Raw genomic sequence first — 23938 nt, 5'->3', positions numbered from 1 at the left:
TTAAAGAAAAGCCCCCGGAATAGTGCGTGGGGGCGGCTTTCTTCACACTCTAGCCAAGCGTGACATTGTTATAATTCATCAAAGCAATCAGGCTTGCTGACAATAACCCGGAACACGGAACCATTTACGGCAGTAATCAAGGAAATAGCCGTAAAGTACGCCCATCCCGCAAGAGAGCACCGCATTTGTCGCTACCGCTGTAATGATCTGGTCTGTACTTGCACCTACTGACAGCAGAATGCCTACGTATACAGGCGACTGGAAAGTTACAAACGCAACCAGATCAGCGAGGTTTTTCACTACAAAGTTATCCGCAATTTTTGCACCCTGGCGCAGTACCCAGTCACGGTACAGGCCGTAAGGCATTGCGATTGCTATATTTACCGGAATCGAGACTAAGCGAGAAGCCAGTGACTTTTCGAAGCTCATTCCTGATATAAAAATTTCGATTGCCATCCCTGAAACAAAGCAAAATACCACCATGGCAAAGGTATCTGCCGCTACATTCCTTACGCTTACAGAACTACGCGCTTTCATTTCTCTCCTCAAACAGGATAAATAACTAATATAGGCATTAAAATATAAAATGATTATCTGGATTGTCTTCGCAATCCTAGAAAGTTGCGCTATTAGAACAGAATTAATCCAGATTTAGATTCTGTTTTTCAAATAAAGTTATGAATATTCCGCTAGTTTTTTAACCAGAATAAGAGAGATCCACTGCACACTTTTCGGTCTGCCAGTCGGTTAATCCATAGGTGGTATAAATTGGGGTTTAGACTTGATTGGGAAGTTGTTAGGATACAGTTCAATTTCTTTACCGGGATTTATTGTGACTCTGCAAGAATTACTTCAATTACCTGAACTGGAAGGTAAACTGCTTAACGAAGCTCAAACCATCGGCTTTGTAACCGCTATGGCAGCGGCTCCTAATGTTCTTAACCCTTCTGAGTGGATGCCTTTCCTTTGGGGCGGCGATGAGGTTGCTCCTTTCGCCGATGGCGAACAACTGGAAACATTTGCTGACCTTGTTATTCAGATCTGGAACAACACCCGCCCTGCCCTGTTAGAAGGCACCTGGCAATGGCCTGAGGGTTGTGTGCTGGATGATGAGGATATCGTATCAGAGAAGGCAAGAGACTTTCTGGAAGGAGTTCTGCAGGGCTATCAGCTTGCCAGAGATGACTGGGAAACCTTAATGCCGGAAGAGAGTGAAGAGAATGCGCTTTTAGGTGGTGTTCTGCTGTCACTAAGCATGCTTTATGATCCGCAAACCGCACTAGAGACTCTGAAAGAGCAAGGCTTTGAAGGCCTTGAGCAGTTTGAAGAGATTTACAATGCCATTCCTGTGATGCTTTGCGGGCTGACGCAGCGCGGTGTGGCGTTGGCGGAATAGAGCAGCTATCGACCTTAATCTTATACATAAGTTAACTGGGCAAAGGATACTCCTCCCCTTTGCCTAGTAAGGCCGGATTTTCGAAGAAGTAACACCGAAGGGGAGGCAGGGAGGGGTTGTTGCGTCGAAGTTTAAGGTTCTACGACTTAGTTAATTTATGTATAACCAACCCCCTCTAACTCCCCCTTCTATTAACTTTATCAACCACTTAAGCCTTTCTACTCAAGGGGGAGAACCGTTCTTAGAACACTTTAACATCTGTGTATAAAAATCAGCACTAACTTCCCCTCTGAAAGCTGACGACTAATAGCTGACAGCTTAAGCGTTCCCTTTCACCTGCATCTGCAACTCTTCGGCGAAGTCGAGCATGCGGTTTAGTGGGATAAGAGATTTCACGCGAACTTCTTCATCAACAAAAATCTCATGGGTTTCGCCGCTTTCTGTTAACGAACTTTCAATGGCAGCAAGGCCGTTCATTGCCATCCACGGGCAGTGTGCGCAGCTGCGGCATGTTGCGCCTGCACCCGCTGTCGGTGCTTCAAACAGCTCTTTTTCCGGAACCAGTTGCTGCATCTTGTAGAAGATACCTTTATCGGTAGCGACAATCATCTGCTTATGAGGAAGCTCTTTTGCCGCCTTGATTAGCTGGCTCGTCGAACCTACAGCATCGGCAAGCGATACTACGGTTGCAGGTGATTCCGGGTGAACAAGAACAGCCGCTTCCGGATAAAGTTTTTTCATATCCTCAAGTGCTTTTGCAGAGAACTCGTCGTGTACAACACACTCGCCCTGCCAAAGCAGCATATCTGCGCCGGTTTTGTTTTTGATATAAGAGCCCAGATGACGGTCCGGTCCCCAGATAATCTTCTTATCTTCTGAATCCAGATGATCGACGATTTCCAGTGCAATACTTGAGGTAACAACCCAGTCAGCCCTTGCTTTTACAGCAGCGGAAGTGTTGGCGTAAACCACAACGGTATGGTCTGGGTGCGCATCACAAAACTCTGAAAACTTATCTACAGGACAACCTAAGTCCAGCGAACACTCTGCCTCAAGATTAGGCATAAGCACGGTTTTCTCCGGAGTAAGGATCTTGGCTGACTCACCCATAAAGCGAACACCGGCAATAATCAGAGTTTTTGCTGGATGGCGCTTGCCGAATTTTGCCATTTCCAGTGAGTCGCCAACAAATCCGCCTGTTGCTTCAGCCAGTGCCTGAATTTCAGGATCAGTGTAATAGTGGGCAATCAATACCGCATCTCGCTCTTTCAGCAATCGCTTTATGTTAGCGATATGAGTTTGCTTCTGCTCTTCAGTCAACGGCGTTGGTTTTGGTGGAAATGGATAATGTGTATGTTCAATAATATCTAATAAGTGGCTCATTGCTCTGCTCATGCAACTTCCTATAATCCGGGCATTGTACACCCGATGCAGAGCAAACTTCCACTAGCAAGGGGAATATAAATACTACAATAAGCGGTAAAATTAGATTTAACGGTTCTGGAAAAACAAAAGGCCACTTTTCAGTGGCCTTTGGAAGTTACTTCATTCTGCTCTTGGCAGTTTTGGCGGAAGAGCTGTCAGGGTACTCATTAACTACCTGCTGATAGTACTCCTTCGCAACGTCAGGTTTACTGTTTCGCGTTGCGATATCACCTAACTTAACCAGAGCGTCAGCCCGTTTGCTTGACTCTGAGAAAGAAACAACAGAAGCAAAGCTTTTCGCCGCTTCCACATCTTCTTTGCGGGCAAAGTAGAGTTGTCCTAACCAGTAGTGCGCATTCGCAGCGTACACTGAGTTAGGGTAATCAACCTGGAACTGCTTAAAGGCATCTAAAGCCCCCTGGTAATCTCTCTTCTGAAGAATGAGATCAACCGCGGACTGATAATCTTCCTGCTCTTTTTCGTTAGACGAGAACTGGCCATCAGTTGGCTTGTCCTGGGCTTGCTGCCCTTCTGAGCCACTAACAGGCGCTGCTGGTGTTGCTGTCTTCGCTTCGCTTCGTACTTTATCAAGTTCAACGAACAGCTCTCTTTGCCTGTCGAGCATCTTCTTCATTTCGTAACTGTTTCGTTCAACCTCGCCTCTTAGCTCTGCGATCTCAGCCACCATATCATCGATCTGCTGTTGCATCTGGATCTGGACACGGTTTCGGTTCTTAAGCATACGTTCAAGGCGCTGAACGTCGGTTTCAGAGGAGGAGGTTACGGAAGCGGTAGAAGAGGCGCTTTCATTTACGTTTGATACTGGAGCTGGTGCAGCGAGAACAACTCCCGCTGCACTTGCCAGTAACACAAGCGAAACAGCTCGCTTTAAGTTACTGAACATGAGGTAATTCCTCAATTAGTATACGATAACCGCACGGCGGTTTTTCGCGTAAGCTTCTTCAGTCTGGCCCATTACCAGAGGCTTTTCTTCACCGTAGCTTACTACTGAGATTTGGTCAGCCTGTACACCAAGAGCCTGAAGGTACTTAGATACAGCTTCTGCACGACGCTCACCAAGAGCGATGTTGTACTCAGGAGTACCACGTTCGTCAGCGTGACCTTCAACTTTAACTTTGATTGAAGCGTCTTTGCTCAGGAATGCAGCGTGAGCTGAAAGCATTTCTTCGTAGTCGCCAGAGATAGTTGCGTTGTCGAACGCGAAGTATACAGTCTGGTTTTCACGAAGTGCTTTTTCTTTTAGTTCCTGCTCAGATAGCTGAGATTCAGCACCGATTGGAGAAACTACAGATGTGTCAGTACCGTTAGCAGCAGCTGTGCTCTGCTGGTTAGTTGTTGACTCACCAGAAGCGTCTGTTGCTTGATCGCTTGAACTACACGCAGTCACTGCTAGAACTGGTAGCGCAATTAGAAGCCCTTTCAGAACCTTATTCAGTTGCATCTTATTTCTTCCTTACTTTATAAAAACTTAGTTGCTACAAAAACGGAGACCAGGCGGGAGCTCTAACACGCCCATTTGTTGCCGGTAATCTAGCTTTAAATCGTCCATCTATAGAAACCATCGAAAGTACGTTTTTCTTTCTGTAGATGGAGCTATAAATGACCATGCCACCATTTGGGGCAATACTTGGAGACTCATCCAACAGTGTTTTTGTTAACACCTGAACGGCCCCTGTTTCCAGATCCTGTTTGGCCAGATTAAAGCCTGAGTTTGATCGGTTTACCATAATCATAAAGCGACCATCAGGGGTAATCTGTCCACCCAGATTCTGACTACCTTGCCATGTCAGACGGCTTGTTGCGCCGTCGTTCAAATTTACTCTATATATCTGAGGTTTACCACCCCGATCGGAAGTAAATATCATGGATTGACCGTCTGGGTACCAGAACGGCTCTGTATTATTTGCTCTGCCACGCGTAATTTGCTGTAGTCTGCGCGATTTCAAATCAAGGACATAGACCTGAAGGCTGCCGGATTTGGACAACACCACGGCCAGTTTACTTCCGTCCGGTGAGAATCTTGGCGCACCATTGTGACGCGGGAATGAGGTTAATTTCTCGCGCTCACCGGTATAGATATTCATCATAAATATCTCTGAGCGCCCGTTTTCAAAACTAACGTAAGCCAGCTTCTTGCCATCCGGCGACCAGGCCGGAGACATCAGCGGCTGCTTTGAGCGAAGAACCAGTCTTTCGTTGTAACCGTCATAGTCGGAAACACGCAGCTGATACGGATATTTGTCTTCATCATTCACAACCACATAAGCGATACGGGTCAGAAACGCACCTCGTTCACCTGTCAGCTGTTCATAAACCAGATTAGAAATGCGGTGCGCGTAGCGGCGCATATCTTTTGCTTTCAGGCTGTTTTTGTTCTTGTGGAAGTGGATATGGTCTCTGGAAATAACCAGTTCGCCTGTCGCAGGGTCAAGCGCTTCACTCCGGCCACCTGTCAGCTGGCCTCGTACCACATCAATCAGCTGATAGTTGATGTTAAAAGTACCGTCTGCGTTTTCAGTGATGCTGCCGGTAAGCAGCGCATCCACACCAAGGCGAACCCATGCAGAATAGTCTACATCGGTATCAACATAAGGTGTCTGTGGCATACGGTTAACCCTGACAGGGTTAAATTTCCCGCTTCTTTGCAGATCCGAAGCAATCACCGCCGATACATCGTGCGGAAGCTTTTGCTCGCCATTCCACTTAAAAGGGATAATCGCAATCGGGCGGGCAGAATCAATACCTTCCGTAATCACCAGTTCCAATGCCGCATTGGCAACATTGGAAAAGCCGATCATCAAAATAACTATGCTTGTTAAAAGTCGCTTAATCACAACCTGTTCCTTATTCTTATTCCGGAGCAACCGTCAGATTGATATTTCTAACTTTCTCAACAACATCGCTCTCTTTTGGTAGAGGAAAGCTGCCCACCTGAGCAACGGCGCGCTTAGTTGCAGAACATAAACGCGTATCCCCTTCCAGAACTTTTACATCGCTGAGTATCATATCTGTTCCTGTAGGAAGAAGTCTGAGATTAACCCGGCAGGTTTTACCTTTAAACGACTCTTCTACCAGAAGGTTATTCTGTATCAGCTGCGTATAAATGGCGCCATAGCGGTCGGTTTCTGAAACCACATGGCGCTCTTTTGCAGACATATTCTGCGCAGATTCCTGCTGAAGCCCTGAGAAGATGTCACCAAGCGCCGCTTCCTGCTCTTTACGCTCACGTTCTAACTGCTCAAGGCGCTCTCTTTCAAGACGGGCTTTCTCAGCCGCTTCTTTCGCTGCCTTCTCTTTGGCAATTCTTTCTTTCTCAGCTTTGGCCGCTTTCTCGCGCTCAATACGCAGTTTTTCTTCTGCTTCTTTGGCTGCTTTCTCTTTTGCTACGCGCTCCGCTTCAGCTTTGGCAATAGCAGCCTGCTTAGCTTTTTGCTCAGCCTCTGCCCGCTTGATAGCTTCCTGCTTCTTCTTGCGCTCAGCTTCAACTTTTGCCGCCTTTTCGCGTTCTGCTTTCAGACGTTGCTGTTCTTTCTTCACACGAGCCTGCTCTTGTTTAACGCGCTCCTGCTCAGCTTTACGTTTTTTCTCCGCTTCCCGCGTTGCCTTATCGGCCTTCGCTTTCTGTTCGCGAAGCTTTCTGATTCGCTCTTCTTCGGCCTTACGGTTTTTCTCAAGCTGCTCGCTCTGCTTACGAAGCTTATCTAAACGCTCCTGCTCTGCTTTTGCTGCCGCTTCACGGGAACGGCGAATTTCCTGCGCCTGCTTTTTCACAAGCTGAGGATCAATCACCACAGCTTGCATCAGCTTGCCGCTTGGCTCTGGTTTGGACATATTAAAATCTGTCCCCCAGACAAGCGCCACGACCAGCAGCAAATGGAGAACAACCGATATCAATATCTCTTTTGTATAATTCTTATCGCTTTTCATCAACAGCTAAAGCTATTCCCTGATTTCCGTCAGCAGCCCTACTTTCGGGATGCCGGCTCTTCTCAATTCATCCAATACCAAAACCACTTCAGCGTATGGCGTTGAAGCATCTCCCCCAACGGCAACCGGTGAAGTCGGTGCAAGAGACAGTTCTGCTTTCACCCGGACGATAATCTCCTCCAGTGACATACCTCTTCTTATCTCTTCATCGTTTACGCTTAAACCAAGATTGCCTTCCTGGTCGATTTCCACAATGATAAAGCTTGCCTCGCTATCGCCTGCAAGCTCAGCAGCAGACTGCGCCGTTGAGGTTTGCGGAAGCTCAACATCGACACCCTGTGTCACAAACGGAGAGGTAACCATAAAGATAATAAGCAGAACCAGCATCACATCAATGTAGGGAACTACATTGATTTCTGCGGTCATCTTTCTTTTCTTTGGTTGATAACCCGCCATGCTTAATCCTTATCGCTCATTGCCTGGCGGTGCAAAATACTATGGAACTCTTCTGAAAAAGTCGCATACGAGTGTTCAAGTTTACCTACACGGTTACTAAGGCGGTTATACGCCATTACTGCCGGAATCGCAGCAAACAGACCCATTGCGGTTGCAACCAGTGCTTCTGCAATACCCGGAGCAACCATGGCAAGCGTTGCCTGCTTTACTTCACCTAAAGCGATAAAGGCGTGCATGATCCCCCAAACCGTACCAAACAGGCCGATATAAGGGCTAATAGAACCGACTGTTGCAAGAAATGGCAGGTTGGTTTCCAGCTCTTCCACTTCGCGGGCCACGGCGACACGCATTGCGCGGCCCGTCCCGTCCATCACAGACTCACGTGATGAACCCGGCGTTCTTCTCAGACGCGCAAATTCTGTAAAACCTGAATAGAAGATCTCTTCGGAGCCGGAGATGTCGTCTTTACGCTGCTTTACTTCCTGGTAAAGCTTAGACAAATCCTGAGTTGCCCAGAACTTATCTTCAAACGACTCTGCATTTCTGATTGCGCTGGTCAGTACCTGGCTGCGCTTGATGATCATCGCCCAGGAGACAACTGACATACCCAACAGAATTAGCATGACAATTTTTACTAATAAACTGGCCTGTAAAAAAAGATCTAAAATCGAAATATCAGCTGACACTGTTAGTTAACTCCGCAATTATCGAACCTGGTATAGCTTGTGGTTTCATCTTCTCAATATTGACGCATGCTATCTTAACCATAGCTTTGCACAATATTTTTCCATCAATGTTTACAATTTCCTGACAGAAAACCAGAGAGGCTTTTTTGCACTCCTCTACTTTGGTCAGCACAGTAAGCTGTTCGTCCAGCTTTGCGCCCTGTAAAAAATCGATATCCATGTGTCTGACAACAAAGCCTACACTTTGTTCAAGTAACTGATTTTGAGACACACCAACAGAGCGAAGAAGCTCGGTACGCGCTCGCTCAAAGAATTTAAGATAATTTGAATGGTAAACCACACCACCTGCATCCGTATCTTCGTAATAAACGGTGACGGGCCATTCGAAAGGAGAAGTCGTTACTTCCTGCACAAACTCTATACCAAATGAAACCTATTAATAATAGAGGCTAACTATACATGATGAATATGGCAATAGTACGAAAATGTTAAAAATTTTTGAGAGAAACGATGAAAAGTAGGAGTAATTGAACAGGAATCACTCCTTGATGCCTATTTTTTAGCCGAGAATATAGGCTAATGTCAGGTAAAACAAAATTAAAAGAGAGAAATAAGGACTGAAAAACACCCGCCAAAACCAGCTGTTCGGGGTAAAACCAATACCGAAAATCACACCGGAACATACCGCCCAAATGAGTAAAGGCGCAATAAGCGCATTAAACCCGCCAATTGCAGATGCATATTGCACAGGATCCCAAAGCACTAACCCCGCATGAGCAAATGCCAGTAATAAAGACAGAGCCCTGAAAAAGGTTTTTTCTACTGGCTTATGCATATGTTTTATATAATTTTTAATTTCCTTCATACAACAAAGTATCCACTCATGGAGAATTACGTCGTATTCTAACATCGGCTTATCAATGGCTCTAGAGAAAGCTGCCTTCGTTGGTGGTAGTATTCTGACTTTAAAAGAAATTCTGAGACACAGGAGATTCAATTGGCCATTAAATACTCTCCCAAAGTAGGTCAGATTTTAATGTGTGACTTCCACGGATTTAAAGCGCCTGAAATGGTAAAGAATCGCCCTGTAGTTATATTGGCTACACGACCTAACGGGCACAATTTAGTCACAATAACTTGCCTGAGTACTGCTGAGCCAACCCCTAAACAAAGCTATCACTATAAATTGGAGCAAAGTCATCTCCCCAAAAGCAAGTTCTTTCAGGGGAAGGAAACCTGGGTCACCTGCCACAATATTTATAGATAGTAACGCATGATATTGCGTCATAAGATGTAACTAAAAGCAAATGAGGTTGATTCATAACTAATTTTGCCATAAGATTTATCCCGTTACAGCTTCTTTGGTTTTTACCAAAACGGAGCACTTGAGACTGAAGCCGAGAGTTTCAGCCAGCCCATAATAGGCGATAACAAGCTCTATGGTGCTGCCGATTGAAGGCCCTCTTATTAGAGGGCTTTTCTGTATCTGGATGGGCGCAAAATAATCATATCTAGTCGTTTTCACCCGGCTCAAGGCAATAAAAAAGCCTTGAATATCAAGGCTTTTTCGATGTTTTTAACAGTAAATCTCAGCGACTTTCGTTGCCAGATTACTTGTCATCTTTATCCATCATTTCTGAGTGCTCTAACCAAAGAGCATTAATAATGCCGAACGCACAGGCTAACAGTACACCCAGGATCCAAGCGAAATACCACATATTAATAACTCCTTAGTAAAGTGAATTCTTGTTTTCTTCGATGAAGTTCTCATCAATACGACCAAACATCTTGTAGTAACACCATGAAGTGTAAGCAAGAATAATTGGTACAAAGATGGCAGCTACGCCAGTCATAATTTGAAGAGTTAATTCACTCGACGTTGAGTCCCACATGGTCAGGCTGTGGCTCGGTTCCAAATCCGAAGGCATTACGAACGGGAACATTGTAAAGCCAGCAGTCAGAATAATACCGGCTGAAGTCAGACTTGAAGCGATAAACGCAAGTGCGTTTTTCTCTGTCTTAGTCGCCAGAATAGTTACCAGCGGCATTACCGCACCAAGAACAGGTGCCAGCCACATCAGCGGATACTTCTCAAAGTTAACCATCCAGGCGCCGGCTTCACGAACCACTTCTTTTGCCAGCGGGTTAGAAGCGGCTAATGTATCAAGCTCTCCTTTAATTGCGTATCCGTCGATAAACTGAATCCAGATACCGGCAAGTACAAACAGCACTGCCACAGCAATAGAAGCGATATTGGTAAAGCTACGCGCTCTGTCATATACGCCATCTGTTGTTTTCATCTGTAGCCAGGTTGTGCCCATCATGATAAACATGCCCAGGCTGACAATACCGCAAACCAGCGCAAACGGATTTAGCAGACCGAAGAACGAACCGTGGTACTCAGGCATCATAAACTCGCTCAGAGTAAACGGAACGCCCTGAAGCAGGTTACCAAACGCAACACCAAAGATAACCGGCGGAACAAAACCACTGATGCTGATAGCAATATCCCAGTTGTTACGCCATTTCGGATCTTCGATCTTTGAGCGGTAATCCAGGCCGATAGGACGCAGCCACAGTGCAGCCAGTGTCACTATCATCGCCAGATAGAAACCAGAGAAAGAGACCGCGTAAACCAGTGGCCATGCAGCAAACAGTGCACCACCAGCGGTGATCAGCCAAACCTGGTTACCATCCCAGTGCGGTGCAATGGAGTTAATCATTACACGACGCTCGTTATCGGTTTTACCAATGATTGGTACCAGAGCACCAACACCCATATCAAAACCATCAGCAATGGTGAAACCAATCAGCAGAACACCAACCAGAACCCACCAAATAAATCGTAAGACTTCGTAATCAAACATTATTCTTCTCCCTATCTTACACTTCTACCTGGCGGTTAACTGCATCCTGTGCAGAAGCACCATTTTCAAAATGATAGCGGCCAGTCTTCAGGCTACTTGGTCCCTTACGGGCAAATTTCACCATCAGATAAACTTCTGCAACCAGGAATGCGGTATACAGAGCCAGAATTGCTGCCAGCGACAACCATAGTTCGCCAGCGGAAAGTGCAGATGCCGCAACATCCACAGGAAGAATTTCACCTACGGCCCATGGTTGACGACCGTATTCAGCAACGAACCAGCCCATTTCTACGCCAATCCACGGCAGAGGAATACTCCACAGTGCCGCTTTAAGTACCCATGGTTTCTGCTCGATCTTCTGACGACAGGTCTGAACAAATGCAGCACCAAATACAAACAGCATTGTAAAGCCGATAGCAACCATGATGCGGAAGGACCAGAACAGCGGCCATACAGTCGGGATAGAATCATCTACCGCTGACTTAACCTGCTCATCTGTCGCATCAACCACATTTTCTGTGTAACGCTTAAGAAGCAAACCGTAGCCAAGGTCATTTTTCACGCCGTCAAATGCCTGAATATTCGCTTCAGACTTATCACCGGCACGCAGTTTTTGCAGCAGTTCGTAAGCGTACATACCGTTACGAATACGCCCTTCATTCTCTACTTTGATATCTGCAATACCCTGCACTTCTTCTGTGAAAGAGCGGGTTGCGATGATACCCATCACGTAAGGGATCTTAATGGCGAAATCAGTATGCATGGTTTCCTGATTCGGGAAGCCAAACAGAGTAAACGGTGCCGGAGCTTCTTCTGTATGCCACTCAGCTTCGATTGCAGCCAGTTTCACTTTCTGCACATCACCCAGCTCATAACCGGATTCGTCACCAAGTACGATAACCGAAAGTACAGCAGCCATACCAAAGGAAGCCGCTACCGCAAATGAACGGCGGGCAAAGGCGATATCACGGCCTTTCAGCAGGTAGTAGGAGCTCACACCAAGGATGAACATGGCGCCCGTTGTGTAGCCGGAAGCGACTGTGTGAACGAACTTAACCTGAGCAACCGGGTTCAGAACCAGCTCTGCAAAGCTCACCATCTCCATCCGCATGGATTCGAAGTTGAACTCAGAGCCAACCGGATTCTGCATCCAGCCGTTTGCCACAAGAATCCAAAGCGCTGAGAAGTTGGAACCCAGAGCCACCAGCCAGGTAACTGTAAGGTGTTGGCGCTTAGATAAGCGATCCCAGCCAAAGAAGAAGAGACCTACAAAAGTGGATTCTAAGAAGAAGGCAACTAAGGCCTCAATGGCTAACGGCGCACCAAATATGTCACCTACGTAGTGCGAGTAGTAGGACCAGTTGGTACCGAATTGAAACTCCATGGTAAGGCCGGTAGCCACACCAAGAGCGAAGTTGATACCGAACAGCTTACCCCAGAACTTGGTCATGTCCTTGTAGATTTGCTTATCGGTCATTACATATAAAGACTCCATAATGGCAAGCAGGAACGCCATACCAAGAGTCAGTGGAACGAATAAAAAGTGATACATCGCTGTTAGCGCGAATTGCAACCGCGATAAATCAACTATGTCAATCATAGTAACTCCTTTTGTGTCGGCTGAATGACACTGATACTTATTGCATCAATTTATAGGCTTAAAATTGATGCCAATCCCTTTAAATCTTGAGCTATTCAGGTAATTGGCACTGCCAGCTACGATTTCCGGTCAGAAATCTTGTTTGTTAATTTTATGTACCCTATGTGTTTATTTAATGTAAGAATACAACTTATGTAGCTACGGCTAATATTAACGACAAAACATAGATGTTTCAAAAGTTTTATCACAATTTCCTGCTTTGATTTGAATCAAACAACAAGCCGGATAAATTGCGAACAGAAAGCAAAATTGATTTGCATCAATTAGAGTAATGATTTTAATAACCAAACAGTGATAAGGGTTATGTTTATTATGCGAATTAGTTTTGAACAGAATGAATTTTATGTAAGAAAAAGATTTTTAGAAATGTGATAAGTAACACCTATTGGGTAGAAAAGACAAATGGCTAACAAACAACTAACAAGGTCACTCTTGTTAGCTGTTTGAGTGTTACTCTTTTGTGTCCAGACCAAAATGAAGGTAGGCGCGGTTTGTGGCAATCCGGCCACGTGGCGTTCTTTGCAGGTACCCCTGCTGGATAAGATATGGCTCTAACACATCTTCGATGGTGTCTTTCTCTTCACCGATGGCTGCCGCCAGGTTATCCAGGCCAACAGGTCCGCCGCCAAATTTTTCCATAATCGCCAGAAGCAGCTTTCTGTCCATATAGTCAAAGCCCTGATTATCCACATCCAGCATATCCAGAGCTTTATCAGCAACGTCGGCGCAGATATGTCCGTTGCCTTTTACTTCAGCGTAATCCCGTACACGTCTTAACAGGCGGTTGGCAATACGCGGTGTACCCCTTGCCCGGCGGGCCACTTCAAGCGCACCGGCTGGGTCCATGGACAGGCCCAGGCAGTCAGCACTTCTCTGCACAATGTTTTGCAGATCGGCAACCTTGTAATACTCAAGGCGTTGGACAATACCAAAACGGTCTCTGAGCGGAGACGTCAGTGAACCGGCTCTGGTGGTAGCGCCGATAAGAGTAAAAGGCGGAAGATCGATTTTGATTGAACGGGCAGCGGGTCCCTCACCTATCATGATATCCAGCTGATAGTCTTCCATTGCCGGATACAGCACCTCTTCCACCATTGGGCTGAGGCGATGAATTTCGTCGATAAATAAGACGTCATTCTCTTCCAGGTTAGTCAGCAGAGCGGCCAAATCACCGGCTTTTTCCAGTACCGGCCCGGAAGTGGTACGGATATTCACTTCCATCTCATTGGCAACGATATTGGCCAGAGTGGTTTTACCCAGTCCGGGAGGACCAAAAATCAGCAGGTGATCCAGTGCCTCTTCGCGCATCTGAGCTGCTTTGATGAATATTTCCATCTGACCACGGACATGATCCTGCCCCTGATAATCGGCCAGCTTTTTAGGACGGATTGCACGATCAATCACGTCCTCTTCTTTAAATACCGGATTATCCGGAGCGATTAATCGGTCTGCTTCTATCATCTTTCTCTCTTAAACCATAGATTTCAGGGCTTCACGGATAAGAGTTTCGCTGGACATATCCGGTTTGGCAACCTGAGAGATCACCTTAGAAGCCTGCTGCGGTTTATAGCCCAGCGCAATCAGAGCACTTACCGCTTCATCTTCAGCACTGTGAGCAGCTTCTGCCGCCGGCGCACTGTCAATTGGCGCTGCATCAGTAGCCGGAGTAAAGAGATCACCGGCTCCCCAGCCTTTCAGACGGTCTTTCATTTCTACCACCAAACGCTCAGCGGTTTTCTTACCCACGCCCGGCAGCTTAATCAGAGTGGAAATATCTTCACGCTCCACACAGCTGACAAACTGCGCCGCCGTCATTCCTGAAAGGATCGCCAGTCCAAGCTTAGGACCAACACCGTTCGCTTTAATCACTTCACGAAACAGCGCCCGCTCTTTCACTGTATTAAAGCCGTAAAGCAGCTGAGCATCTTCGCGCACCACAAAATGGGTATAAACGATAGCTTCCTGCCCTGTCTCCGGCAGTTCATAGAAGCAACTCATCGGCATCTGTACTTCATAACCAATACCACCCACTTCAATAAGCAGTTCAGGTGGCTGTTTTTCGATAAGTGTTCCGCGCAGGCGTCCAATCACGAGAGGGTTCCTTTGAAAAATGGTAATGGGGGAGATGATAATAAAATACTGGATGGATAGCCAGTGTTAATTCGAGCTATCAGTTATTAGCTATCAGCTTTCAGTAAAAACCTCTGACAGCTGATAGCTGACGGCTGAAAGCTATTAACGATACCTGCCCTTCCTGGCAGAAGTAGCCTTCCCCGCCAGCGCAATCAGAGTTTTGTTGGTATTCGCATGACATATCGCCACCCCCAACGCATCGGCGGCATCTGCCTGAGGTTTTCCCGGAAGTTTTAGCATACTCATTACCATATGCTGAACCTGAGATTTATCAGCGCCACCTGTACCAACCACCGCCTGTTTGATCAGTCTGGCAGCGTATTCATAAACGGGTAGGTCTGCGTTTACGGCGGCAACGATTGCACTGCCCCTGGCCTGTCCCAGTTTCAGTGCTGAGTCGGCGTTTCTTGCCATAAACACCTGCTCAATGGCAAAGGCGTCTGGCTGAAACTGAGTGATGATCTCTGTTACGCCGGCGTAAATCTGCTTTAGTCTGCCGGGCAACTCTTTTTCAGATGTACGGATACAACCACTGCCAAGATAATGCAGATGTCGGCCTTCCTGTCGGATAACGCCGTAACCTGTAATACGTGAGCCGGGGTCGATTCCAAGGATTATCATTAACTATCCTTAAATTGGGAAAAATGTAAATGATGCCACGCCATGCACCACCTTATTTATGGTGCGGCTGGTGCTGTCTGCAACTATGTTCGCCATCAGATCCTGAGTAATGATCATCTTGCTGAAGATTCTTTCATAGCTGAGATTAGATACACCATTCTTGGCTATGCCATTGGTAAGCAATAAAAGTGAGCCATCATCATAACGGGCATTATTCAGCCGCCAGGTAATGGTTTCCAGGTTGCGTGCGCTGTCATACAGCTTTTGCTGATCAAGTTCGTCCAGCATATTAAACTCAAGCTGATTGTTGTAAGAAGCACTGAGCATGCCTGTTACTCCTGCCATCAAAGCAAATACCCTGTCCCCCTTAAACTCCTTGGAAAAAGCCAGCGGCAGAACCTCTACCCCATCCATATAGCCTAGTTCAATAAATCCCTTTTCCGGACGTTTTACAGTCATTAACTGAGCCACACGCGCATCAACCGTCATTCCTGAGCTTTTTTTCAGCTCAGACGGGTTTCGCTTGTAGAGTTTTACAATAAGCTGCTCTGTGAGTTCCCTAAGCTGCGCCAGATGAATCTCAGTAACCAGATCGATATCCGATTTCACCAGGTCCTTCACGTTAAAAGAACGGGAACCATCATCAGAAGCACAAGCTGATAGACAAAACACAATAACTGCAATGATAAGCGACCGCATACCTCTTCCCTGCCGATAATACCAATTCACCGAAGCTATCATAGGAGGCATAAAGAATCACCATTACTATCAAAGGAATGAGACAGGTAATCGCACTCCTGCAGACATAAAAAATGCCCGCGGGGGGCATTTTTTACTATCGACACCACTCACTTTGATGTCAAAAAAGAATTACTTACTCTTCTTCTTTCTTCTCAGCAAGGGTGACCGCAACTGCCAGCTCTTCAAGCGCAGCAGGGTTTGCCAGGCTTGGGGCATCTGTCATCAGACACGCCGCCGCTGTTGTTTTAGGGAATGCGATAACATCACGGATATTTTCAGTACCACAAAGCAGCATAACCAGACGGTCAAGGCCAAAGGCCAGACCCGCATGCGGTGGAGTACCGAACTTAAGCGCGTCCAGCAGGAAGCCAAACTTCTGCTTCTGCTCTTCTTCGTTAATGCCCAGAGTATCAAATACCGCTGCCTGCATTTCTGCATTGTGGATACGAACCGAGCCGCCACCCACTTCGTAGCCGTTGATAACCATATCGTAAGCGTCAGAACTTGCGGCTGCAGGGTTCGCTTTCAGCTCGTCCGGCGTTACACCAAGTGGCGCTGTGAACGGGTGGTGCATCGCATGCAGGTTGCCTTCGTCGTCTTCTTCGTACATTGGGAAGTCGACAACCCAAAGCGGAGCCCATGCTTTAGTATCTGTCAGCTCAAGGTCGCTGCCCAGCTTCAGACGAAGTGCGCCCATTGCTTCAGAAACAATGCTCGCCTTATCGGCGCCAAACAGAATGATATCGCCAGTCTGTGCACCAGTGCGCTGAAGAATGGCATTAATCACTTCCTGAGAAAGGAACTTAGCAACCGGAGACTGAATGCCTTCCATGCCAGCATCAAGATCGTTCACCTTCATCCATGCCAGACCTTTCGCACCGTAAATACCAACGTACTTACCGTACTCATCAATCTGCTTACGGGTCAGTGAAGCACCGCCAGGTACACGGATAACCGCTACGCGGCCTTTCTCATCATTTGCAGGACCGGAAAATACTTTGAACTCAACTTCTTTAACTAGATCAGCAACATCAACCAGCTCAAGCGGGTTACGCAGGTCGGGCTTGTCTGAACCAAAGCGACGCATCGCTTCTTCAAACGGCATAATCGGGAACTGACCAAGGTCAACGTTCAGAAGCTCCTGCCACATTTCGCGGATCATACGCTCAGTCACTTCACGAACCTGCTCAGCAGACATAAATGAAGTTTCGATATCGATCTGAGTAAATTCAGGCTGACGGTCAGCACGCAGGTCTTCATCACGGAAACACTTAACGATCTGGTAGTAACGGTCAAAACCAGACATCATCAGAAGCTGCTTAAACAGCTGAGGTGACTGAGGCAAAGCGTAAAAACTGCCTTTGTGTACGCGAGATGGTACAAGGTAGTCACGGGCACCTTCAGGCGTCGCTTTAGTCAGAACCGGAGTTTCGATATCCAGGAAATCGTTAGTATCTAAGAAACGACGAACAAAGCTTGAAGCCTTAGCACGAAGCTTGATGTTGTTGCTCATTTCAGGACGGCGAAGATCGATGTAACGGTACTTCAGACGCTGCTCTTCTGTGTTGTTCTGGTTAAAGTCCAGAGGAAGAACGTCACTGCGGTTGATGATTTCAAGGCCTTTAGCCAGAACTTCAACCTCACCCGTTGCCATATCTTTGTTGATCTGGCTTTCCGGACGTGCACGTACTTCGCCGGTGAACTTGATGCAAAACTCGTTTCTTAGCTGGTTGGCAACTTCGAATACGTCCTTCATATCCGGGTCAACAACTACCTGAACGATACCTTCGCGATCTCGCATATCTACGAAAATAAGACCGCCTAAATCGCGGCGACGGTTTACCCAACCGCACAGTTCAACAGTTTGTCCCACAAGGGACTTGTTCAGGTGACCACAATACTGGGTACGCATAATGAAATTCCCAATCTCTAATTCGTTTAATCCAGTGCAGCAATGGCTGCGATTCAAACCCACATTTATACTCGGAAAGTCGCTCAAAATCGACCTTTATGGGGACTTTTTCTTGTAAAAAAGGATCACTTTGCCCTGACAGGTTAGAAAAGCATCAATTTTCAGCAGCAGCTTCCTCAAGCAGACATCCGCTATCCAGTTTTTAATTGCCATGAAGCACATTGTTTTATATGTTATCTAAAATGAGATCTGTGGCACACAATATAGACTATCCACAGAAAATGAGGCTGGCAGGATGCTTTAGCTGGTTAAACAACAACCTATGTTTGTAAGCGGTAAGCATGGATGATTTCTTTTGGCTGCTCATAGCGGCACTATTGGTATTTTTGATGCAGGCAGGCTTTCTCTGCCTGGAAAGTGGCCGTATTCGTAGCAAAAACAGTATAAATGTCGCTGCCAAAAATATATCCGACTTTGTCATCTCTTTTATCATTTTCTGGCTATTTGGCTTTTCACTTATGTTCGGTGAAAGCTTTAACGGAATATTCAGCTTATCGCCCTCCCCTTTTAACGAAACTGATAATCCATGGAATGTCAGCTTTTTTATCTTTCAGGCCATGTTTTGTGGAACAGCAACGACCCTAATGTCCGGTGCGGTTGCAGAGCGCATGTCTTTTCTCGGCTACCTTGTTATCGCCATATTGTTAAGCTCATTAATCTATCCTGTAACCGGGCATTGGGTCTGGGCTGGTGCTTTTAACCCTGAAAACCCCGGATGGCTTCAAGACCTCGGTTTTGTGGATTTTGCTGGTTCTATGGTTGTACATGGTGTTGGCGGCTGGCTTTCACTTGTCGCTGTTATGATTATTGGCCCTCGAACAGGCCGATTTAACCGTCAAATGCAACTTCCGCAGGGAAGTAACCTGCCACTATCGGCGCTTGGTGTTTTACTGTTATGGTTTGGCTGGTTCGGCTTTAATGGCGGAAGCACACTGGTATTCAACGCCCAGGTTCCAGCAGTATTGCTCAATACATGCATTGCTGCTGCATGGGGCGGATTAACCGCCCCGGCCATTTTCTATTACTTCAACCGCTATGTTGATGTCACTTTAATACTAAACGGTGTTATCGGCGGTTTGGTAGGCATCACAGCCAGTTGTCACATCGTTACTCCTTCACAGGCAATGGTTATCGGTCTGATTTCTGGTGCTATTGTGTTTTTTGGTGAGAAATGGATAAGCCAGAAAAGAATAGACGATGCTCTGGGTGTTGTTCCCGCCCATCTGTTTTCCGGCATATGGGGAACGCTGGCCGTTGGCCTGTTTGGTGACCTTACACTGTTAGGCACCGGATTAAGTCGAATAGAGCAAGTGGGTATTCAGCTGTTGGGTATTCTGTGTATAAGCCTGTGGTGTATTGGTATCGGTTACATTCTTCTGCGGACAATAAACCGTTATATCCCACTCAGAGTATCTGCTGAAGCCGAAGAACTCGGGATGAACGTTGCTGAACATAATGCAGCAACGGAACTGTTTGACCTGCTGACTTCTATGCAGCAGCAACAAGATCAGGGTGACTTCTCTTCTCCTGTCCCTGAACACCCATTTACAGAAGTTGGATTGGTAGCAAACCAATACAATAAGGTTCTTCACCGGGTACAAACAGAGATCACAGCACGAGACGAAGCAATCAACAATTTCCAGACTAGCGAACGAAGAAAAAGCGCTATTTTGGACTCTTCTATGGATAGCATAGTTACGCTTGACATATCAGGTAATATTCTGGAGTTTAATCCCTCCGCAGAAAAGACTTTCGACTGCCTGCAAAAAAGAGCGCAGGGCCGGAACTTCATCGACAACTTTGTTCCTGATAATAAAAAACAGTATTTCCATGACAGCCTGACGCATGGCTTTACTCTTTCAGGAGGATTACTTTTAAACAGGCGTAACTCTCTTAATCTCCTGCGTACAAGCGGAAGTGGTTTCCCGGCAGAGATTTCCATTACCCACTCAAAACATATAAATAAATTTAATGGTGAGTTTATACTGAATATCCGCGATGTGACCAGACAAAAAAAGCTGCAGGCAAAACTCCGTCAGCTCGCCTACAGCGATCCATTAACAGGGCTTTACAACAGAACTTACCTGATTGAAAAACTCAATAATGCGATAAAAACCGCAGGAAAAACAGACGAAAGTATCGTTGTGTTCTTTCTGGACCTTGACAAATTCAAGCGTATCAACGACACCATGGGGCACAAAGCCGGCGATGAGTTATTGTGCGAGGTTGCAAATCGGTTAAGTGGCGTTACACGTGAATCGGATATTATCACCCGCTGGGGAGGAGATGAATTTATCGTTCTAATGCAGGGACGGCTTACCAGCCTTTTAGCACAGCAAAAAGCCGAAGAAATACTTAATGTTATGCGACAACCTGTTCTGCTTGAGGGTCAGAGCATAAATATCCCTACCAGTATAGGAGTAACGCTTGTAGATCAGATTGATATCGAAGCTGATAAAATCATTCAGCAAGCCGACATAGCTATGTACGAGGCCAAAATCCAAGGACGTGACAGTTACAAGTTCTTTGTCGATGAAATGGCCCAAAAAGCAAACCAGAATTTTCTCTATGAAAGAGCATTGAGAGAAGATCTGGGTACTGAACGTTTCTTCATGATGTTCCAGCCTAAAGTAACATCGCGTGGAGAACTAATCGGCCTGGAAGCATTAAGTCGCTGGTCCCACAAAAACGACGGATTTATTTCACCGGCAAAGTTCATCCCTATTGCTGAAGAATCCAACCTAATCATCGAAATTGGTGAACAGGTAATTAAAACATGTCTGGCTTTTCTTAAGCAGCTACAAAGCAAATCAATTCCATTAATTCCTATATCCGTCAACGTATCAGAAAAACAATTGCTTTCACCTGATTTCCTACCATTTCTTAAGACGCAACTGGAACACTCAAGCGTTGAAGGAAAATGGCTGGAAGTAGAAATTACTGAAGGTGTTCTGGTATCAGACATCGACCAATGTATTGAGGTTATGGAACAGCTTAAAGAGCTAGGCGTGTCTATATCCGTTGACGACTTTGGTACCGGGTACTCTTCTCTGAATTATCTGAAAAGGTTACCTATTGATGTCCTGAAGATCGACAAATCATTTGTTGATGAGTGCCATACTATATGTGAGGATGGGAAAATATGCTCTACAATCATCAACCTGGCCCACAACCTAGAATTGACCACGATAGCTGAAGGTGTTGAAACTCATGAGCAACTGGAGTTTCTGACTCAGCACGGCTGCAATTATTTTCAGGGTTATTATTTCTATATTCCCCTGCTTGCTGATGAAATCGAGTCCTTACTAATGCAAAATACAAGTGACATAGCCTAGCTGATCTCTTAAAATACGCCCCCGTTTTTCACGCATCCAGGTCAGCAGCAATGAGTAATCGTGACGATATTTTCTCTTCACCGATAGATAACATAGGCAACTTCTCCTTTGATGAGAATGTGGTAGAAGTGTTCCCGGATATGATCCAGCGTTCTGTGCCGGGGTACAGCAATATTGTCTCTGCTATCGGCATGCTGGCTCAGCGCTTTGTTAAGCCAAATACCAATATCTATGACCTTGGTTGTTCCCTGGGTGCCTCGACGCTTTCCATTCGCCGCAATATCAAGCAGGAAGGCTGTAAAATCTATTCCATCGATAACTCTAAAGCCATGGTGGAAAGATGTAAGCTTCACGTCAACGCCTACCGCTCAGATACCCCGGTGGAAGTGATTGAAGCTGATATCCGCGATGTGGATATCGAAAATGCCAGCCTGGTTGTTCTTAACTTTACCCTGCAGTTTTTATCACCCGCAGACCGTCAAACGCTGCTGGAAAAGATCTACGCCGGACTAAGACCGGGCGGAATCCTGATTCTTTCAGAGAAATACATCTTTGAGGATGAGGTATCAAATGAGCTGCTTATCGACCTGCATCACGACTTTAAACGCGCCAACGGCTACAGCGAGCTGGAGATAAGCCAGAAGCGAAGTGCTATCGAAAACGTGCTGATCCCGGATTCCATTCCTGCCCATAAGAAAAGACTGGAAGGTATCGGATTTTCTACGGTAGAGGTCTGGTTCCAGTGTTTTAATTTTGGGTCTATGTACGCGATTAAGTAAAGGGCTATGGGGTTCTGGGCCCTAGGCCCTGGGACATCTGAACTTGGTTGAATTTATTACTTATTTTGAGACTAAATAATTTCGATGTTTAATTTTTCTAATTTTTATCAGTTGATTGCTCAGGATACGGTTCTGCAGCCATGGCTGAATATTCTTCCTCAGCAGTTAACGGACTGGCAGAATGCTGAGCATGGTGACTTTGAGCGCTGGCTGAAAGCACTGAAAAAGATTCAGGAAGGCACACCGGACAATATTGAACTTAAGGATTCGGTCACTGTTTCCAATAACGAGCCTCTGGTCAGCGGTGAAAGGAAGAAGCTGGAAAACCTGCTGCGCACTTTCCATCCGTGGCGCAAAGGCCCGTATAACCTGCACGGTATCCATATCGATACCGAATGGCGCTCGGACTGGAAATGGGACCGTGTGCTGCCGCATATCAGCCCGCTTAAAGACCGCTCTGTGCTGGATGTGGGCTGTGGTAACGGCTATCACATGTGGCGTATGCTGGGTGAAGGTGCCCGTCTGTGTGTCGGTATCGACCCGTCGCACCTGTTTCTGGTTCAGTTTGAAGCTGTACGTAAACTTATGGGTGATGATCAGCGTGCTCATCTTTTGCCTCTTGGGATTGAACAGCTGCCTGAACTGAATGCCTTTGATACCGTATTTAGCATGGGCGTTCTGTATCACCGCCGCTCTCCTCTAGATCACCTGATTCAGCTTAAAAACCAACTTGTTTCCGGTGGTGAACTGATTCTGGAAACTCTGGTGATTGAGGGTGACGAAAAGGCCGTACTTGTGCCGGTGGACCGTTATGCTCAGATGAGAAATGTCTACTTCTTCCCTTCAGCAAAGGCACTTAAAGTCTGGCTGGAAAACGTTGGCTTTACCGATGTGCGTATCGTCGATGAAAACGTAACAAGCACGCATGAGCAGAGAACCACTTCCTGGATGACCCATAACTCGCTGCCTGATTATCTTGACCCGGAAGATTCTTCAAAAACCGTAGAAGGATACCCGGCACCAAGACGAGCAATTCTGGTGGCACGTAATCCATAAAACTGACACAACGCTAACATAACGCTTACACAAGGGTGCTTTTTGCACCCTTTTTGTTGGATAAACTCGCGGGAGACAAAAAGCTTTTAATACCAATAACGTAAGGCTAACAATGAAACCACTTCCGCTGTCACTTTTTATCCTCTCTCTGTTATCCGGATGCGCGCTTACCGATGACATACACTTTAGTGAAGAAACCAAAGAAGCCATTCTGCAGTCAGAAGCAAATCTCAATCAGAAGCTGACTAACCTTGAGCTCGCTATCAGCAATCAGTCCGACTATATCGACAGTCTTGAGTCGGAACTGCAGCATCTGAAAAACCAGATAGCTAAAACCGAAGCAGCCCAGCCTCCCCTATCGGATAAAAAGACTCCGCCCGGAACGCCAAAACATAAATCTGAGAAAAGTCCGAAAACCCAGGTAACTCTTGGCTCAGTTGAAGCAGTAAACGTTGCGACATTAAAACAGACTTTCAGTGCAAGGATAGATACCGGTGCCACCACTTCCTCCATTAACGCACTGGATATCCAGGAGTTCGAGCGAGAAGGGAAAAAGTGGGTGAAATTCCACATTGTTAGCGAAAAAGAGAGAACAGATGACTCACTGATAGAAGCCCCTGTTGTTCGTTACACCAGCATCCGCCAGTCATCGTCAAAAAAGAGCATAAAAAGGCCCGTTGTTGAACTCTGGCTAAAGCTGGGAAAACTGCATGAAAAAGTGCCGTTTTCCCTGGCAGACCGCTCTCATATGACCTACCCCGTTCTGTTGGGAAGAGACTTTCTCAAAGACATTGCGCTGGTTGATGTGAGCGGTACTTATCTTTACTCAAATCCAGATGACAAGAAGTAAGTACGGGGTAAAT

23 protein-coding genes are annotated in these 23938 nt (G+C 46.3%); 5 read left to right on the top strand and 18 right to left on the bottom strand.

Going from position 1 to position 23938, the window contains the following annotated elements:
- Positions 1 to 87: 87 nt before the first annotated feature.
- Positions 88 to 537, bottom strand: coding sequence for an L-alanine exporter AlaE (locus L3Q72_RS05105; RefSeq protein ID WP_275131588.1), 450 nt, complete (start codon positions 535 to 537; stop codon positions 88 to 90).
- A gap of 295 nt (positions 538 to 832) precedes the next feature.
- On the opposite strand from L3Q72_RS05105, the gene L3Q72_RS05100 reads away from it, so the two are divergent.
- Positions 833 to 1396: a UPF0149 family protein gene (locus tag L3Q72_RS05100; protein WP_275131587.1), complete on the top strand. Its 564-nt coding sequence runs from the start codon at positions 833 to 835 to the stop codon at positions 1394 to 1396.
- Between the two features lie 318 nt (positions 1397 to 1714).
- Here L3Q72_RS05100 and nadA read toward each other — a convergent pair whose 3' ends face one another.
- From nadA to aspS, 17 genes are all read right to left on the bottom strand, one after another.
- On the bottom strand, positions 1715 to 2779 hold the full coding sequence (nadA, locus tag L3Q72_RS05095; protein WP_275132072.1) for a quinolinate synthase NadA: 1065 nt from the start codon (positions 2777 to 2779) through the stop codon (positions 1715 to 1717).
- 157 nt (positions 2780 to 2936) lie between these two features.
- Positions 2937 to 3725, bottom strand: coding sequence for a tol-pal system protein YbgF (gene ybgF, locus L3Q72_RS05090; RefSeq protein WP_275131586.1), 789 nt, complete (start codon positions 3723 to 3725; stop codon positions 2937 to 2939).
- 15 nt (positions 3726 to 3740) lie between these two features.
- Positions 3741 to 4283 carry a peptidoglycan-associated lipoprotein Pal gene (gene pal, locus L3Q72_RS05085; RefSeq protein WP_275131585.1) on the bottom strand — a complete coding sequence of 181 codons (543 nt, stop codon included), beginning with the start codon at positions 4281 to 4283 and terminating at the stop codon, positions 3741 to 3743.
- Between the two features lie 34 nt (positions 4284 to 4317).
- Positions 4318 to 5676: a Tol-Pal system beta propeller repeat protein TolB gene (gene tolB, locus L3Q72_RS05080; protein WP_275131584.1), complete on the bottom strand. Its 1359-nt coding sequence runs from the start codon at positions 5674 to 5676 to the stop codon at positions 4318 to 4320.
- 16 nt (positions 5677 to 5692) lie between these two features.
- Positions 5693 to 6769: a cell envelope integrity protein TolA gene (gene tolA / locus L3Q72_RS05075; protein ID WP_275131583.1), complete on the bottom strand. Its 1077-nt coding sequence runs from the start codon at positions 6767 to 6769 to the stop codon at positions 5693 to 5695.
- A gap of 12 nt (positions 6770 to 6781) precedes the next feature.
- Positions 6782 to 7225, bottom strand: a complete 444-nt coding sequence (gene tolR, locus L3Q72_RS05070) for a protein TolR (protein ID WP_275131582.1) — start codon at positions 7223 to 7225, stop codon at positions 6782 to 6784.
- Positions 7226 to 7227: 2 nt separating this feature from the next.
- Positions 7228 to 7911, bottom strand: a complete 684-nt coding sequence (tolQ, locus tag L3Q72_RS05065) for a protein TolQ (RefSeq protein WP_275131581.1) — start codon at positions 7909 to 7911, stop codon at positions 7228 to 7230.
- Positions 7901 to 8323, bottom strand: coding sequence for a tol-pal system-associated acyl-CoA thioesterase (gene ybgC, locus L3Q72_RS05060; RefSeq protein ID WP_275131580.1), 423 nt, complete (start codon positions 8321 to 8323; stop codon positions 7901 to 7903). The genes tolQ and ybgC overlap by 11 nt, the downstream gene beginning before the upstream one ends.
- Before the next feature lie 147 nt (positions 8324 to 8470).
- Positions 8471 to 8776, bottom strand: a complete 306-nt coding sequence (gene ybgE, locus L3Q72_RS05055; RefSeq protein WP_275131579.1) for a cyd operon protein YbgE — start codon at positions 8774 to 8776, stop codon at positions 8471 to 8473.
- A 745-nt stretch (positions 8777 to 9521) separates the two neighbouring features.
- Positions 9522 to 9629: a cytochrome bd-I oxidase subunit CydX gene (cydX, locus tag L3Q72_RS05050; protein WP_275131578.1), complete on the bottom strand. Its 108-nt coding sequence runs from the start codon at positions 9627 to 9629 to the stop codon at positions 9522 to 9524.
- 12 nt (positions 9630 to 9641) lie between these two features.
- Complete coding sequence (gene cydB / locus L3Q72_RS05045) at positions 9642 to 10778, bottom strand: cytochrome d ubiquinol oxidase subunit II (RefSeq protein WP_275131577.1); 1137 nt, start codon at positions 10776 to 10778, stop codon at positions 9642 to 9644.
- A 16-nt stretch (positions 10779 to 10794) separates the two neighbouring features.
- Entirely contained in the window at positions 10795 to 12378 is a 1584-nt protein-coding gene (locus L3Q72_RS05040; protein WP_275131576.1) for a cytochrome ubiquinol oxidase subunit I, read from the bottom strand.
- Positions 12379 to 12888: 510 nt separating this feature from the next.
- Entirely contained in the window at positions 12889 to 13899 is a 1011-nt protein-coding gene (gene ruvB / locus L3Q72_RS05035) for a Holliday junction branch migration DNA helicase RuvB (RefSeq protein ID WP_275131575.1), read from the bottom strand.
- Positions 13900 to 13908: 9 nt separating this feature from the next.
- On the bottom strand, positions 13909 to 14529 hold the full coding sequence (gene ruvA / locus L3Q72_RS05030) for a Holliday junction branch migration protein RuvA (RefSeq protein ID WP_275131574.1): 621 nt from the start codon (positions 14527 to 14529) through the stop codon (positions 13909 to 13911).
- A 144-nt stretch (positions 14530 to 14673) separates the two neighbouring features.
- On the bottom strand, positions 14674 to 15192 hold the full coding sequence (gene ruvC, locus L3Q72_RS05025; protein WP_275131573.1) for a crossover junction endodeoxyribonuclease RuvC: 519 nt from the start codon (positions 15190 to 15192) through the stop codon (positions 14674 to 14676).
- 9 nt (positions 15193 to 15201) lie between these two features.
- Positions 15202 to 15891, bottom strand: a complete 690-nt coding sequence (locus tag L3Q72_RS05020) for a hypothetical protein (RefSeq protein WP_275131572.1) — start codon at positions 15889 to 15891, stop codon at positions 15202 to 15204.
- 175 nt (positions 15892 to 16066) lie between these two features.
- Positions 16067 to 17845: an aspartate--tRNA ligase gene (gene aspS / locus L3Q72_RS05015; RefSeq protein WP_275131571.1), complete on the bottom strand. Its 1779-nt coding sequence runs from the start codon at positions 17843 to 17845 to the stop codon at positions 16067 to 16069.
- 341 nt (positions 17846 to 18186) lie between these two features.
- On the opposite strand from aspS, the gene amt reads away from it, so the two are divergent.
- The 4 genes from amt to L3Q72_RS04995 all read left to right on the top strand — a co-directional run bounded on the left by amt (position 18187) and on the right by L3Q72_RS04995 (position 23925).
- On the top strand, positions 18187 to 21240 hold the full coding sequence (gene amt / locus L3Q72_RS05010; RefSeq protein WP_275131570.1) for an ammonium transporter: 3054 nt from the start codon (positions 18187 to 18189) through the stop codon (positions 21238 to 21240).
- A 50-nt stretch (positions 21241 to 21290) separates the two neighbouring features.
- On the top strand, positions 21291 to 22019 hold the full coding sequence (gene cmoA / locus L3Q72_RS05005; RefSeq protein ID WP_275131569.1) for a carboxy-S-adenosyl-L-methionine synthase CmoA: 729 nt from the start codon (positions 21291 to 21293) through the stop codon (positions 22017 to 22019).
- Positions 22020 to 22103: 84 nt separating this feature from the next.
- The gene (cmoB, locus tag L3Q72_RS05000) at positions 22104 to 23075 is read left to right on the top strand and encodes a tRNA 5-methoxyuridine(34)/uridine 5-oxyacetic acid(34) synthase CmoB (protein ID WP_275131568.1); all 972 of its coding nucleotides are present in this window, start codon (positions 22104 to 22106) and stop codon (positions 23073 to 23075) included.
- A gap of 112 nt (positions 23076 to 23187) precedes the next feature.
- On the top strand, positions 23188 to 23925 hold the full coding sequence (locus tag L3Q72_RS04995; RefSeq protein WP_275131567.1) for an ATP-dependent zinc protease: 738 nt from the start codon (positions 23188 to 23190) through the stop codon (positions 23923 to 23925).
- The last annotated feature ends 13 nt before the right edge of the window (positions 23926 to 23938 follow it).

It is taken from the genome of Vibrio sp. JC009 (assembly GCF_029016485.1).
GTDB lineage: Bacteria > Pseudomonadota > Gammaproteobacteria > Enterobacterales > Vibrionaceae > Vibrio.
Note: the sequence above shows the minus strand (reverse complement) of the source record. Positions and strands in the feature narration are given on the sequence as shown.